Source organism: Sphingomonas aerolata (assembly GCF_003046295.1).
GTDB lineage: Bacteria > Pseudomonadota > Alphaproteobacteria > Sphingomonadales > Sphingomonadaceae > Sphingomonas > Sphingomonas aerolata.
In genome coordinates this window covers 684,602-698,287 of the sequence record NZ_PZZN01000002.1, presented here as the reverse complement: position 1 = coordinate 698,287, position 13,686 = coordinate 684,602, and the positions used below count along the sequence as shown (strand labels likewise).

The 13,686-nt window shown below is 67.5% G+C and carries 15 protein-coding genes; 1 reads left to right on the top strand and 14 read right to left on the bottom strand.

All coding sequences use genetic code 11. The features are described from left to right. Window positions 1-21: 21 nt before the first annotated feature. From recO to C8J24_RS10535, 13 genes are all read right to left on the bottom strand, one after another. Window positions 22-753 (bottom strand): DNA repair protein RecO, encoded by a 732-nt coding sequence (gene recO, locus C8J24_RS10595; RefSeq protein ID WP_107932224.1) that lies wholly within the window; start codon window positions 751-753, stop codon window positions 22-24. A gap of 79 nt (window positions 754-832) precedes the next feature. Further along, window positions 833-1,735, bottom strand: coding sequence for a GNAT family N-acetyltransferase (locus C8J24_RS10590; protein ID WP_107932222.1), 903 nt, complete (start codon window positions 1,733-1,735; stop codon window positions 833-835). Beyond that, the gene (locus tag C8J24_RS10585; RefSeq protein ID WP_107932219.1) at window positions 1,735-2,688 is read right to left on the bottom strand and encodes a polysaccharide deacetylase family protein; all 954 of its coding nucleotides are present in this window, start codon (window positions 2,686-2,688) and stop codon (window positions 1,735-1,737) included. Before C8J24_RS10585 ends, C8J24_RS10590 begins: the two co-directional genes overlap by 1 nt. Before the next feature lie 116 nt (window positions 2,689-2,804). Beyond that, window positions 2,805-4,730, bottom strand: a complete 1,926-nt coding sequence (gene uvrC, locus C8J24_RS10580; RefSeq protein WP_107932217.1) for an excinuclease ABC subunit UvrC — start codon at window positions 4,728-4,730, stop codon at window positions 2,805-2,807. Between the two features lie 309 nt (window positions 4,731-5,039). Continuing rightward, a complete protein-coding gene (locus tag C8J24_RS10575) occupies window positions 5,040-5,360 on the bottom strand; it encodes a DMT family transporter (RefSeq protein WP_056405346.1) in 321 nt (106 codons plus the stop codon). A 183-nt stretch (window positions 5,361-5,543) separates the two neighbouring features. Continuing rightward, window positions 5,544-6,176, bottom strand: coding sequence for a F0F1 ATP synthase subunit B family protein (locus C8J24_RS10570; protein ID WP_037529993.1), 633 nt, complete (start codon window positions 6,174-6,176; stop codon window positions 5,544-5,546). Beyond that, window positions 6,169-6,663, bottom strand: a complete 495-nt coding sequence (locus C8J24_RS10565) for a F0F1 ATP synthase subunit B family protein (protein ID WP_037529994.1) — start codon at window positions 6,661-6,663, stop codon at window positions 6,169-6,171. The genes C8J24_RS10570 and C8J24_RS10565 overlap by 8 nt, the downstream gene beginning before the upstream one ends. 55 nt (window positions 6,664-6,718) lie before the next feature. Next, a complete protein-coding gene (locus C8J24_RS10560; RefSeq protein ID WP_031394300.1) occupies window positions 6,719-6,946 on the bottom strand; it encodes a F0F1 ATP synthase subunit C in 228 nt (75 codons plus the stop codon). A 42-nt stretch (window positions 6,947-6,988) separates the two neighbouring features. After that, complete coding sequence (locus C8J24_RS10555; RefSeq protein ID WP_037529996.1) at window positions 6,989-7,747, bottom strand: F0F1 ATP synthase subunit A; 759 nt, start codon at window positions 7,745-7,747, stop codon at window positions 6,989-6,991. Window positions 7,748-7,817: 70 nt separating this feature from the next. Then, on the bottom strand, window positions 7,818-8,138 hold the full coding sequence (locus tag C8J24_RS10550; RefSeq protein ID WP_031394298.1) for an AtpZ/AtpI family protein: 321 nt from the start codon (window positions 8,136-8,138) through the stop codon (window positions 7,818-7,820). A gap of 264 nt (window positions 8,139-8,402) precedes the next feature. Further along, the gene (locus C8J24_RS10545) at window positions 8,403-8,783 is read right to left on the bottom strand and encodes a YdbL family probable chaperone protein (protein ID WP_031439562.1); all 381 of its coding nucleotides are present in this window, start codon (window positions 8,781-8,783) and stop codon (window positions 8,403-8,405) included. Window position 8,784: 1 nt separating this feature from the next. Beyond that, complete coding sequence (locus C8J24_RS10540) at window positions 8,785-8,961, bottom strand: YnbE family lipoprotein (RefSeq protein WP_081874129.1); 177 nt, start codon at window positions 8,959-8,961, stop codon at window positions 8,785-8,787. Window positions 8,962-9,008: 47 nt separating this feature from the next. Continuing rightward, complete coding sequence (locus C8J24_RS10535; protein ID WP_244180617.1) at window positions 9,009-12,131, bottom strand: intermembrane phospholipid transport YdbH family protein; 3,123 nt, start codon at window positions 12,129-12,131, stop codon at window positions 9,009-9,011. Between the two features lie 173 nt (window positions 12,132-12,304). On the opposite strand from C8J24_RS10535, the gene radC reads away from it, so the two are divergent. Next, on the top strand, window positions 12,305-12,997 hold the full coding sequence (gene radC / locus C8J24_RS10530) for a RadC family protein (RefSeq protein WP_031441495.1): 693 nt from the start codon (window positions 12,305-12,307) through the stop codon (window positions 12,995-12,997). A gap of 76 nt (window positions 12,998-13,073) precedes the next feature. On the opposite strand, the gene C8J24_RS10525 is transcribed toward radC, so the two are convergent. Continuing rightward, window positions 13,074-13,511: an EF-hand domain-containing protein gene (locus C8J24_RS10525; protein ID WP_146163676.1), complete on the bottom strand. Its 438-nt coding sequence runs from the start codon at window positions 13,509-13,511 to the stop codon at window positions 13,074-13,076. Between the last annotated feature and the right edge of the window lie 175 nt (window positions 13,512-13,686).

Here is a 13,686-nt window from a genome sequence, read left to right as displayed (position 1 = left end):
CCCTTGCCGGGCAAGCCGCGCTCACGCAACCGCCCTTTTGAGCCGATCGACGAGGCGAGCCCGCGCTGCGAGCGGTTCGGCACGGCGTTCGACCAGAACATCGCGAGTCAGGAAATGCTCGGTCAGCCGCAGTCCGTCGAAGATGTCCGGCCACCCCGCCTCGCCCCCGGCAGTAAGAAAAGCGGGCAGCGGCAACAGCTTGGCTTCATAGCCCTGCGCCGCACCGCGCGACACCGCCGCCCCGCTCCGCGGACTGACGAATGCGAGGTCGTCGACCGCGCCGCTCGCTACGCACTGGTCGAGATCGAGACCGAAACCGAGCTCCGCGAGCAGCAGCAGTTCGTACCGTACCAGCGCCGCGGCCCAGCCGCGCGCCGACGGCGCCGCCTCGATCGCGCCGAGAACGCCGTCCAGCGCGTCGTGGATATGCGGATAGGGCTGCGCCTCCGGCAGCGCGACCGCGGCCAGCGCCGTCGCCCATTCGAGCGCACCCGCCGCGAGCGGCTCGCCGTGCAGCGTCGCGCGGCTGTGGATCAGCTCGGCGGTCAGCGCGGCGAGCTGGTCACCGGTCCGCGCGCGCCATTCGCCCTGGATCACGTTCGCCGCGAGCAGCACCGGCCGCATCGCGCGCGACCGCCCGCCGCGCACATAACCCGGCTGCACGCCGTCCTCGCGCGTCAATGCCCGCACGATCGCGCCATGCTCGCCATGCTGGCGAACGGCGACGACGATGGCGGACGCGCGAAGATGCATCGCCCGTTCTTACGCGTGCGTCGTGACGAACGGGAGCCTCGAAAACTTCGCTTGTTCCAGATCCGCCTGTCAGGCGCGCTCAGCGCCGGATCCCGCGCATCATGCGTGCGAGCCGCGGATGCGACAGCGTCCGCTTCGCCCAGCCCGCCGCGCCATCGAACGCCCCCAGCGCGGCCACCGTCGCGCGGTTCGCCAGCGTCGGCCGCAACAGCAGCAGATCGACGCACGCCGTCCCCGTCGTCGCGAACTGCCGCTTGTGCTGCCCCTCCCCCTCGGTGAAATCGAACCAGGCGAAGCGGTCGTCGAACAGCTGCCGCATCGCCTCGACCTGTAACACCGCACCCGGCGACAGAGCGTTCTCGGCGGGGTCATGCCCGACATGGTCATAGCGCAGCGTCCCACCCTGCGCGGTACAGCAGAGATAGGCGATCGGCCTGCCCTCGACGAACAGCAGCCAGGCCCGCACCCGGTCCGCTGCGGCGAGCGCCTCGAAACCCTGCAGCGCCGCATCGCCGTCGGGCAGCCCCGATCCCAGCAGCCGCTCCTGATAGGTCGTCGCCGAGACCGCCCGCGCCAGCGGGTGAAACACCGCGATCTCGGCGGGGGTCCGATAGGCGCGGACATCGAGCGTACCGCCCGACAGCACCGCCAGCCGCTTCGTCTTGCGCTTCAGCCCCGACCGCGCGCTGCCCGACAGCGTCGCGAGCCATGCCGCCTCACCGATCCGCAGGTCGGCGTGATACCGGACATAACGCTGGCGGACGGCGGTCAGCAGGCCATGCGTGTTCAGCGAGTCCACCCGGTCCGCGGGCAACGAGGTGACCACATAGCCGTCGGCCTGAGCCGGCAGCGCGGGCAGCATCGGCGTTTCGCCCGCCAGCACGTCATCCAGCGACAGCGCGACGCGCACCAGCCGGCGCGGGATCGTCGCGAGCGTGCGCGCGCCGAGCTGGAACTTCAGGCGTACGCTGACCGCGGTCATCAGGCGCGTTCTTCGACCCAGTTCGACCAGAGCTGCTCGGCCTGGCGCAGGCCCCGCCGGATCGGATCGCGTGCCAGCGGCCGGTCGTACCGGCCAAGGACCAGTGGCGGGCGATCGCGGAAATGCCGGGTCGGCAAGTCGGTGCGCAGCTCCGCCAGCGTCGCGCACAGCGCCTCGAACCGGCGGACATGGACCGCGTTCGCGCGCGTGCCCTGCCGATTCGCCAGCTCGAAACCATGGCTGACGATCGTCGCGGCGACATGCCCCCGGGCCGCGGCGTGCTCGAGCGCATCGCGGCTTTCGTTCGCGGACAGGGCGCAGAGCTGCAGCGTGCGCAACTGACCCGGCCGATCCTCGATGACGGTCACCGGGATCTCGATCAGGCCGTGCGCGGCGACCGGCGCGATCTGACGCGGCGACAGCGAGATCCTGCTCGCATCGCACGCCGCCGCACCGTTATGGCTGCTGTCATAGGCGAAACCGAGCGCAGCGAGCGCGGCCAGCGTATCGTCGTTCGCGGCATAGCTGCCCGCGCGAAACGCGATCGGGTCGGGCGCACCCGCGTCGATCAGCAGTTCGGTGGCTTGCAGGATCAGCGCGTATTGTTCGGCCAGCGGATAGTCGGACAGGTCGAACTTCGCGTGATTCGCGCCTCGGTCCCGCGCGATCGCGGCGGTCCAGGCGGGATGGAGATGCAGCTGAACCTCCTGCCCCGCGTCGAGGATCGTCGAGACCATCCGCCGGACCGGCTCGATCCCGAAGGTCAGCGCGGGCATCGGGTCGACGAAGAAACAGGCCTTCAGCCCGTACCGCGCAAGCTTGTCGAGCTGATAGCTGATCCCGACCCCCGCGGGCTCGACCGACCGGTGGTAGATCGCATCGCTACAAAGCCCCTCGCGGTGGTGCCGCCAGGCAAATTCGGTGTCGATCGTCAGGAAAACTGCCGTGGTCACGTCACTGGCCTAGTGTCCCGTGGTGAAGATAAGGTTTCCGCCTACGAGACAGGCGTGACCCGACCTCCGCAATCTATCGGCCTCAGCCGAAGATTGATCAACATTATTAAACTGAATTATCTTGAATGGTAAAAGTCGTACACCTGCTGTGCGACCGCTGCGGACACGCCCGGCGCCTGCTGCAGATCCTGCAGGCTGGCGTTGCGGACCGCGCGGCCGGTGCCAAAATGCATCAGCAGCGCCTTCTTGCGCGCCGGGCCGATGCCGGGGACCTCGTCGAGCGGGCTCGCACCGATCGCCTTGCTGCGCTTGTCACGGTGGACGCCGATCGCGAACCGGTGGACCTCGTCGCGTAAGCGCTGGAGGTAGAACAGCACCGGCGCGTTGACGGGCAGCTGGAATTCGCGGCCGTCGAGCATGTGGAACACCTCGCGCCCGTCGCGACCATGCTGCGGCCCCTTCGCGATCCCGACGAGGCACACGTCCTCGACGCCTAGCTCCTCGAGCGCGGCCTTCACCGTATTGAGCTGCCCCTTGCCGCCGTCGATCAGCACTAGGTCGGGCCATTCGCCCGAGTCGCGGTCGGGATCCTCGGCCTGCGCGCGCGCGAACCGCCGGGTGAAAACCTCACGCATCATCCCGAAATCGTCGCCCGGGATGGTCTCCTTGTTCTTGATGTTGAACTTGCGATACTGGCCCTTGCGGAAGCCCTCGGGGCCGGCGACCACCATCGCGCCGGTCGCGGCAGTGCCCTGGATATGGCTGTTGTCGTAGATCTCGATGCGCTGCGGCGGCTCGGCCAGGTCGAACAGGTCGGCGACCTCGCGCAGCAGCTTGGCCTGCGTCGTCGACTCGGCCTGACGTCGCTCGATCGCCTCGATCGCGTTGCGCTTGGCCTGATCCATCAGCCGGCGGCGATCGCCGCGCTGCGGCACCTGCACCGCAACCTTGTAACCCGCGCGCTCGCCCAGCGCCTCGACCAGCAGCGCGCCCTCGGGCAGCTCGCGGTCGAGCAGGATCTGCCGTGCGGGCGGCACGTCCTCGTAGAACTGGCCGAGGAAGCTGGTCAGCACCTCGTCCTCGGGCACGTCGTTGGTGTGTTGCGGGAAGAAGCTGCGATGCCCCCAGTTCTGGCCGCCGCGGATGAAGAAGGCCTGGATGCCGATGAGGCCGTCCTTGCACGCCATCGCGAAGATGTCGGCGTCGCCCACGCCTTCCGCGTTGATCGCCTGCGTGCCTTGGATGAACGTCAGCGCCTTCAACCGGTCGCGCAGCAGCGCGGCGAGTTCGAAGTCCATGTTTTCGGCGGCAGCCTGCATCTGCGCGCCGAGCTTGGCCTGCACGCCGGTCGACTTGCCCGCGAGGAAGCTCTTCGCGTCCTCGACCAGCTCCTTGTACGCCGCCTCGTCGATCCGTCCGACGCACGGCGCGGAGCAGCGCTTGATCTGGTACAGCAGGCACGGCCGGTCGCGCGTCTTGAAGAAGCTGTCGGTGCAGCTGCGCAGCAGGAACAGCTTCTGGAGCGCGTTGAGCGTGTTGTTGACCGACCCTGCGCTGGCAAACGGACCGTAATAATTGCCCTTCGCGCGCCGGGCGCCGCGGTGCTTCTGGACGCGCGGGAAGTCGTGATCGTCGCGCAGCAGGATGAAGGGGAAGCTTTTATCGTCGCGAAGCAGCACGTTGTACGCAGGCCGGTACCGCTTAATGAGCTGCGATTCGAGCAGCAACGCCTCGGCCTCGTTGTTGGTCGTGACGATCGTCATCGACCGGGTCTGCGACACCATCCGCTGCAGCCGCTTGGTCAGGCGTTCGACCTGGACATAGTTGGCGACACGGTTCCTGAGCGCGCGCGCTTTGCCGACATAGAGCACGTCGCCGCGCGCATCCTGCATCCGGTAGACGCCGGGGCGGATCGGCAGCGTGTCGAGCACGTTGCGTATCGCCGCGACGCCCGCCGCAAGATCGGGCGCCTCGCCGCCGCCGCGGACGGCGAAGGTGGATTTGTCTTCGTTGAAACGGTCGGGGGAATTGGGGGAGGACATCGTCGGGGAATCTAGGGAGTCGGAGGGGGTTATGCCAGCCGAGGACTTGATGGTCACGCGAAGGCGCGACGGCGCGAAGAGAAGGATGGTTCACGCGGAGACGCGGAGGCGCGGAGAGAAGATTGGGGGAGAGCGGCGCCCGTTCTCAAATCGCCGAAGGCTTAAACTCACCCGGCACTGGCCAAGACGCCAGCCCGGCATGCAGCACCTCCGCGTCTCCGCGCCTCCGCGTGAACCATCCTTCTCTTCGCGCCATAGCGCCTTCGCGTGAACGAACCTTCTGAACGCCCTGCGGGCAAAGGCAGAAGCTCAGGCCTGTGCGAACACCTTCGTGCCGACGATACCGACTACGGTCAGTGCCATGAAACAGGCCTGGACCCCGCTGACCTTATCGCCGAACAGGATCACGCCACCGATGATCACGCCGATCGCCCCAGCGCCGGTCCAGATCGCATAGGCAGTGCCAGCAGGCAGGCCGCGCATAGCGAGCGCGAGCAGGCCCATGTTGACGAAGCTCAGCACGATCGGAACGCTAGACGCCTGCCACGTGGCAACGGTCGCTGCCCATTTGAGGCTGAGCGCCCAGGTGATTTCGGTGATCACGGCGACGCCGAGGATGAGCCAGGACATAAGGGTATCTCCAACGGGCTCAGATTGGAGACGCAGCCGCCGGAAACCCGGGAAGAGACGGCCGCCTGTGAAAAACGAAAAAGGCGCCAAGCGAACGACCGTTCCCCCGTCGAAGCGGGGGTCCAGGGTTGCGGGCGCGGTGTCGTGAGAACCTGCCCCCCGCTTTCGCGGGGGAACAGACGATTAGTTCAGGCGGCCAAGCCCCGAGATCGACCGATCGACCATCGCGCGGTCGGCGGCGGCATCGTGATGCTCGGCGATCAGGATACCGGCTGCCTTGGCAGCGGCGTCGGCGGCCCGCGCACGGACCTCGGCAATGGCGGCGCGCTCGGCGGCGGCGATCTTGTCCTCGGCCATCTTGGCGCGACGCGTCATCAGGTCCTCGGCACCCGCCTTGGCCTTGGCGATGATCGCCGCAGCTTCGGTGTGCGCATGCGCCTTCATCGCTTCGGCTTCGAGATGCGCGGTCTTGGCCTTGGCCTCATACTCCGCGCGGATCGCCTCGGCCTCGGCGCGCAGCGCCTTGGCCTCGTCGAGCTGCGTGCGGATCCCGGCGATCTTGGCGTCGAGCGACCGCCCGATCATGCCGGGGACCTTCTTCCACACCATCAGCGCCAGCACGATGATCATTGCGATCGCGACCCAGCCGGTCGAGTTGACGCCGAGCGCGGTCGGGTCGACGACATGCTCGACGGTCCCGGGTGCGACGGTGTGACCCTGCAACCCCTGATTGTCGATCGAGCCTTCGGGCGCCATGCCCTCGGCCGAGATCACCTTGGCCGGTGCGTCCGGGTTGGCGGCGGGGGTATTAGCCATGAGCCATCGTCCTGCGTACCGCATCGCTCGCCGAGTCCAGGCTCACCTGAAGTCCGGCAACCTTGTCGGCCAGTTGCTGTGCCGCTTCGGCTGCGACATTCTGAAGATTGGCGAGGGCCTGCGCCTTCGCATTCGCCACGGCGAGATCGTGATGACCCAGACGCTCGGCGATTTCGGCGTCGGCCGCATGGACCTGCTGCTCGAAGGCCATTGCCGCCCGCTTGGCTGCGGCCGCGGTCTCGGCCTGTGCCGCGACGCGCGCCGCATCCATTTCGGCCTGCCAGGTCGCCTGAACCGTATCGGCCTGCGCCCGTGCAGCGACTGCCGCTGCCAGATCGCCCGCGATTCGGCCTTCACGCGCGTCCACGGTCGACACGATCTTAGGCACCATCCCCTTGCCGATCCCGAAATACAGGATCCCGAAGGTGAGGAGCAGCCAGAAGATCTGTGAAGCGTAGGTGGCGGCTATCTGGGCAATCTGGGGCATGGCAGTCCTTCGTGATACGGCCGGACGGGATATCGCCCGGCCAGATCAGCGCATGTTAGGCGACGAACACCAGGATGATCATCGTGACGAATGCGAGCAGACCGAGAAGCTCGGCAGCCGCGAAGCCGATGAACAGACGGCCCTGCTGGCTGTCGGCAGCGCCCGGATTGCGCAGCGCGCCGGCGAGGAACTGGGCGAAGACGTTACCCACGCCGAGTGCGGCGAGGCCCATGCCGATCGCTGCGAGGCCGGCACCGATCATCTTTGCTGCGTTGACGTCCATGTTAAAACTCCCTTGGAAAATCAGTAGTGGTTCGAAAAAAACTTAGTGAAGGTTGACCGCGTCGTTCAGATAGACCGACGTCAGCAGCGCGAACACATAGGCCTGGATCGCGGCGACCAGCAGCTCGAGCAGCGTGATGCCGATCATCAGCAGCATGCTGGGCGCGGTCACCAGACCGATATAGACGCCGCCCAGGTTGATGCCGTTGATCACGAACGCCGCGAGCACCTTGAGCAGGATATGCCCCGCGGTCATCGCCACGAACAGTCGCAGACCCAGCGAGAACGGACGCACCAGGAACGACATCAGCTCGACGACGAAGATCAGCGGGATCATCAGCGCAGGCGTGCCGCTCGGCACGAACAGCGAGAAGAAGTGGAAGCCGTGCTTGCCGAAGCCGACGATCAGGACGATCGCAAAGCTGATCAGCGCCAGCACGCCGGTGACGGTCATGTGGCTGGTCACGGTGAACGGGTGAACGCCTGGCACGATACCGAACGGCAACAGACCGATGATGTTCGCGAACAGGATGAACATGAACAGCGAGAAGACGTAGGGAATGAAGCGCTTGCCGCCGGGCCCGACATTCTGCTCGAGCATGCCCGAGATGAAGCCCGTAAAGCCCTCGACCGCGGCCTGCCAGCGACCGGGGACGAGCTCGCGCTTCATCCCGCCGATCATGAAGGCCCAAAGTGCGACCAGAGTCACCACCATCCACATCGCGGAATTGGTGAAGGACAGGTCGTAACCACCTACGATCCAGTGCGAGCCGAACGCCGGCTCGATCAGGAACTGGTGCATCGGATCGATCTTGCCGCCCTGTTCTGCCGCCACGTGGAATCCCTGCCGTCTTGAAACGACAAACGCCCGGCTACTCCGGGCGTTCGCCTGAAATTCGAATGATTTGCCTGAACGCGACCGCGATTCCGAGGAACAGCAACACGATCAGACCCCAAGGTCCAGTGCCGACCCAATGGTCTATCAACCATCCGATCAGCGCACTGCCGACGAGACTCCCGATCAGGGCGGAGATGACCCGATTGCCCTGCGAGTATCCCCGCTCGGCATCCGGCCCTCCCTGCCCCTTTTTCAGCGTCTCCCGAGCCTTGACCTCCCTCAATCGCTCATCGAGCGCGGAAAGTCGCGGATCTTCAACACCGTAGGGGTCCTGTCCGGGTTCGATCTCCGCCACGACATGCTCTCCACCTGATACGACACCGGGGAGATATACGCAGCGACGAGCGATCCCGCCAAGGCGCGGTCCGTTTAGAAAAGGGGGGGGGCCAAGTCAACCGGTGTGACAGTATCGTCATCAATGTGGTGACTGCGGGGCGCGTTACGCCGTCTATCATCCGTCATCCTGACGAAAGCCAGGATCCAGAGCCGCAGGCGGACCATGTGTGGTTCTGGATCCTGGGCCGAGCCCAGGATGACGGAGGGCATCAGGACAGCATGCTCAGACGCAGCGCGAATCACGCTCCGGTGCGGCGGCGGTGCGCGTCTTCCAGACACCACCCGGCGTCTTGTACTTCTCGCCCGGATTGGTCCCCGCGATCAGGTTGCAACCGCTGGTGAACGCCAGCTGCTCGACCGTCGCGCCGCTCGCCTGCGCTTTTGCGGTATAGGCCGACTTGCGCTGGATGTTGATGCTGTTGACCAGCGCGCGCAAATCGCCGCTCGCCGCGCCGACCAGCCCGAGATAGCCGTCGGGCTGCTCGCCGACCTCGCCGCCCGCGCGCGCTGCGGCATAGGCGGGGTCACGCTGCGCCGACGCGGCGACCGACAGGCCGCCAAGCACAGCCACCGCCGCGATCATCGTCAAAGCCTTGATCTTCATCTCAGAATATCCCCGGATTCTGCTGGATCAGCGATTTCGCCTCGCCATCGAGACGATAGACCACTTCCTGCGTCACATTGATGTTGAGGTTGATCTCGATCGGCTTGTCCGGCGCCGACACGTTGATGCAGCCCGGCAGGGCGGCGGCGGTCGTGACCAGAAAGACGATCGTCCTCATCCTGTGCAAGATCGGTCTTTGCTCCAGCTTGTTCAATCCTGTTTCGGTCATGGCACGATCCTGCTTTCGGCGGGCTGAATGGATGGGGCTGCGGGAACGGCAGGCCCGGGGGATGGCGGCGCGGACTGCTGCTGGATCAGCGCGGGCAGGTTGCGTTCAATCAGCCGCTTCGGATCATAGAAGCTCTGCGCCGAATCGAGCAGCCCGCGAAACGGCGCCTTGATCCGGATGTTGAACACGAAGGGCAGCTTCTGCAGCCGGCGGACGATGAAGTTCGATTTCGCCCCCTCGCCCTGGCTGATGCCGGCGAAGCGCACGTCGGTCACCATCTCGCCCGCCAGCGGCCCGTTCATGCCGACGCGGAGCGACTGATAGCGCACCGACTTGAGCGCCTGGAATGCGATGTTCGCCCAGATGCCGAGATCCTTCTGGCTGAGATCGCCGACATAGGCGAGCGTCCCGCCACCCGGCCGGACGCGCAGGTCGCCGCCCTCGATCCGGCCGCCCGTCTCGTCGAAGATCATCGGCAGCACGCCGTCGAAGATCCCTGTCGCGTCGAGATTCTTGAAATCGAACTGCTGAAGGAACTGGTCGGCGGCCATGTTGACGATGTGGAACGTCATCCGCCGCTCGCTCTGCGCGGAGAAGTCGAGCAGCGTCGGGTCGAGCGTCAGCGATCCGCCCGCAAACGGCCACGCCCCGCCCTCGACCTGGACGCGCGCACCCGGCAGGGTCTGATAGCGGATCGTCCCATCGCTGACCGGAATGCCGGGGTTGAGCGTCCGGATCGTCGCGACCTGCCCCGGCGCGCTTTGCAGATTGAGCAGGTCGGTGAAGCGGATCTCGGTCGCGATCCCGGTCACCGGGCCGAACGCGGCGGCAAGGTCGGTGCCGGCGGTCCGAAACACCCCCGTGCTCGTCACGCCGTCGGGGGTCCACGCGATGTGCCCGTCGCCGCTGACCGATCCATTGACGTCGGCGATCACGCCGAACGTCAATGGCGTCAGCGCCTCGGGTTGCAGCGCGTCCTTGGCGAACACGATCCCCGGCACCAGCAGGTCAGCGCGGCCGATGCCCGTGCTCAGTGCGTGGACAAGCGTGACGTCGGCGACCTTGGTGCTGCTGACCGGTTCGAACAGCGTTCCGGCCGCAGTGATCGCGCCGCCGACCAGCGACAGCGTCACGCCGCGCGCCGCGACCGGCTTGAACCGCGCGGTGGCGGCGGCGTCGCTGACACCCATCGTGCCTTCGAGCGCCAGCGCACCGCCGATCAGCGTCCAGTCGCCCGCCGCCTCGTTCAACAGCAGCGGCACAGTGCCGATCTGCCCTGCCCCGCCGGTGAACGCGCCGGCGATTCCCTGCGCTGTCATCCGCCCGGTGATCGTCGGGAAGTCGAGCCGCGTGACCCGCTCGGGCGCGCCGATCCGGGTCTGCACGCCGTCGATCGCAAAGCCCCGGTCGGCCAGCCGCAGCGTCGCTCCGCTCGCGTTCAGCGTAAGCGGCGTCCGCCCCAGCCGCCCCGACAGCGCGGCCGCGGCGATCCGCGCACCGCCGCGCAGACGTCCGCGATCGGTCTGCACCAGCGCTCCGTCGATCGGGCATAGCGACAGCCGCGCAGGGTCGAGCACCAGCCCCGACACCGCCAGCCGCTGGACCGCGAGCGGCGTGCAGCCAGTGTTGACGACGAGCCGCGTCTTCCCGTCCCAGCGGGCATCGATCGGCATCGACAGGCCTTCGACCCGGTCCTTGCCGCCGCTGCCGATCGGACCGTCGAGTGTCACCCGCGTCGTGATCGCGGTCGCCCCGCCGGGCGTCGCGCTGAACCGCACCGGGGTCAACACCAGCCGCGCGCCGTCCACGACATAAGGCGCGACCGTCGCGACGCCGCGGACGGGCGCACCCGGCCGGGCCTGGGCTAGCGCGATGCGCGCCTGCGGCAACCCGCCACCCTGCGTCGCAAGAGTCGTATCGAGCGTGACGCCTCCGCCAGACGCACCGGCTCCGGGCCATGCGAACCGGAGCCCCTCCCCGCCATCAAGCGAGATCCTCGCGCCGCTCGCCGATGCGAGCGCGAGGCGTGACAGCACGGCCTCGCCGCGCCCGCCGCGCTGCCGCACCGCGATCACCGCATCGGCGGCAAAGCCCTTTGCGGCCCGCGTCACGGCCTGCACCGCGGCGTCCATGAGGGGCGCGACCGGCGACCCGGCTGCCGATCCCTGCAACGCCTCCACCCCGGCAAGCCGACGTGGGGCGATCGCGGCACCCGCCGCGCGAACGCGACCTTCGAACGCGATCGTCTCGCCGAGCCGGTAGGATCCTGCGATCGACACGCGACGTGCGCGGCCCTCGGCCGTCCGCACGGTATCCGCTGCGATATCCGCCTTGCCCGAGGTTCCCGCAGCAGTGCCCGCGAAGGCGACGTCGCCCTTGGCCGCGGCGAACGTCGCTCCGGGCAGGACGGCCGGTCCGGTCGCCAGCGCGGCCCGCCCCTGCCAGCGATCGAGCGCCGCACCGAGCGTCAGGTCGAGCGTCGCGACCACGCTGTCCGCGCGCGAATCGCCGCACGCCAGCCGCCCCAGCCGCACGGGGCCCTTCAGGATCGGTTTCGCCTCGTCGATCCGCACGCGTACCGTCGCGGCAAGGCGGTCACCCGTACAGCCGCCGACGCTCAGCCGGTCGCTGACCGCAGCAAGCGAGCCCCTGAAACCGTTATCGAGCTTCCCCGTCCCGGTGAGTTTCAACCCGACCAGCCCGTAAGGCGTCTCCAGCCGCATCCGCGCATCGTCGACGGTCGCGTCGAGCGCGGGCAGCGCGAACGGCTTGCCCGAGGGGGCGGGCAGGAGGCGGTCGATCGCCCCCAGCGACAACCGCCCGTCGACCAGCCGCCCGCGCAGCCGCACCCGCCCCGCGCGCACCGCCTCCAGATACGGTCCCGACAGCCCGATCCCGGTCCGCGTCTCGACCCAGTCTGCGACCAGATCGGGATCGGCCGGATCGCCGAGCACGACATTGGTCAGCCTTTGCCCGCCAAGCGCCAGATCGGCGATTTCGTAGCGCGCAGGCACCTCGGCACGCGCGAGTTCGCGATCGATGAAGCCCGTAGCGATCTGCTTCCGGAGTACCCAGACTCCGATGAGCAGGGCGAGCAGGAGGAGCGCTACGACCAGCACGATTCGCTGAATCCGCGCGAGCCCGCCGCGACGGCGAGCCGGCGCGTGACGGCGAGGGTCGGGCCCTGTCTCGCTCGTCTCCGTCAACCGCTTACTCCGTCACGCTTTCCCGGCCTGCATAGGCGGTAGCGGGGGCGTCATGCAATTGCGGCTGGATGTGCTAGCATCCGGCCATGGCGGGGGCAGACGATATAGTCGACGAGCGCAAGGGGCACCGGGCGCGGCTGCGCAAGCGGCTGTTCGAGGGTGGCGGAGAGGCGCTGCTCGATCACGAGCTGATCGAATATCTCCTCGCCGTCGCGATTCCCCGTGCCGACACCAAGGCGCTCGCCAAGGCGCTGATGCGCGAATTCGGGGGCATTGGCGGGGTGCTGACCGCGGATCCGGCGGCGCTCGCGCGCGTCGATGGCATGGGCGAGATTTCGACCGCCGCGGTCAAGATCGCGCACGCCGCCGCGCTTCGCCTGTTGCAGGCACGCGTCGGCGAGCGGCCGGTGCTCGCCAACTGGCAGGCGCTGCTCGACTATCTGCGCGCGGACATGGCGCATCACGTCATCGAGCGGTTCCGCGTCCTGCATCTCAACACGCGCAACATGCTGATCCGCGACGAGGTGATGAGCGAGGGCTCGATCGACCAGGCCGCGGTTTATGTCCGCGAGGTGATCCGCCGCGCGATCGATCTCGGCTCGGCCTCGATCATCCTTGTCCACAATCATCCCAGCGGCGACCCCTCCCCCAGTCGCGCGGACATCGAGATCACCCGCACGATCGCGGAGGCGGGCAAGCGGCTGGGGGTCGCGGTGCACGACCACATCGTCATCGGCACTGCCGGCCATGTAAGCCTTCGCGCGCAAGGGCTGATTTAAGGAGCGCGTGACGCAAAAAAGCCGCCGGGGTCAGCCGGCGGCCTTGATGTCGCGAGGGTCCTCCCGCGCGTTTGGTTCAGCCGGCCTGGGTCAGGAACCTGGTCAGCTCGGTCTTGGTCAGCATCTTGTTCTTGTCGGCATCCGCCTGCGCGAATGCGCCGTCGACCCATTTGCGCGTCTCGGGCGCGGCCGCGACCGTGGTCGGGTCCGCCTGTGTCTTCAGCGCGACCATCCAGGCGCCAAATTCGGACGTGCTCAGCAGATTGTCGCCATTCTTGTCATATCCCGGAAATTCCGCATCGACGACCTGGGCCACCTGCGCCCCCGTCACCGGCTGCTGCGCAGTCGCAGCCGCAGGATCGCCTTGCATCGTCGAAGATGACGGCGACTGCGGCGAAGATTCTGTCTGCGCCGTGGGCTGCGCTGGTGAGTTGGGCGCGCCGCCGGGCATGGTCTGCGCGGATGTCGGCGTCGCAAGCGCGATCGCACCGACAATTAGAGTGAATTTCAGCATGTCTTCTCTCCTGCTGCGACCTAGGTGGCGACTTTCCAGTCGCGAAGGTCGTTCGTTCGGATAGTAGGCGCAACCAATGCATGACTGCCGTTGATGGTTCCGTCGGTATCGCCCGATCCCCCCCGGGGTTGGGTTTGAACCTTGCCGTCCGGCCTGCTACCGCGCGATCGATCGC

Excerpts from the sequence above, each read along its gene's own strand:
- uvrC (WP_107932217.1), bottom strand. The coding sequence starts at position 4,730 with ATGTCCTCCCCCAATTCCCCCGACCGTTTCAACGAAGACAAATCCACC.
- C8J24_RS10575 (WP_056405346.1), bottom strand. The coding sequence starts at position 5,360 with ATGTCCTGGCTCATCCTCGGCGTCGCCGTGATCACCGAAATCACCTGG.
- C8J24_RS10560 (WP_031394300.1), bottom strand. The coding sequence starts at position 6,946 with ATGGACGTCAACGCAGCAAAGATGATCGGTGCCGGCCTCGCAGCGATC.
- C8J24_RS10590 (WP_107932222.1), bottom strand. The coding sequence starts at position 1,735 with ATGACCGCGGTCAGCGTACGCCTGAAGTTCCAGCTCGGCGCGCGCACG.
- C8J24_RS10545 (WP_031439562.1), bottom strand. The coding sequence starts at position 8,783 with ATGAAGATCAAGGCTTTGACGATGATCGCGGCGGTGGCTGTGCTTGGC.
- C8J24_RS10555 (WP_037529996.1), bottom strand. The coding sequence starts at position 7,747 with ATGCACCAGTTCCTGATCGAGCCGGCGTTCGGCTCGCACTGGATCGTA.
- recO (WP_107932224.1), bottom strand. The coding sequence starts at position 753 with ATGCATCTTCGCGCGTCCGCCATCGTCGTCGCCGTTCGCCAGCATGGC.
- C8J24_RS10570 (WP_037529993.1), bottom strand. The coding sequence starts at position 6,176 with ATGGCTAATACCCCCGCCGCCAACCCGGACGCACCGGCCAAGGTGATC.
- C8J24_RS10525 (WP_146163676.1), bottom strand. The coding sequence starts at position 13,511 with ATGCTGAAATTCACTCTAATTGTCGGTGCGATCGCGCTTGCGACGCCG.
- radC (WP_031441495.1), top strand. The coding sequence starts at position 12,305 with ATGGCGGGGGCAGACGATATAGTCGACGAGCGCAAGGGGCACCGGGCG.
- C8J24_RS10565 (WP_037529994.1), bottom strand. The coding sequence starts at position 6,663 with ATGCCCCAGATTGCCCAGATAGCCGCCACCTACGCTTCACAGATCTTC.
- C8J24_RS10540 (WP_081874129.1), bottom strand. The coding sequence starts at position 8,961 with ATGAGGACGATCGTCTTTCTGGTCACGACCGCCGCCGCCCTGCCGGGC.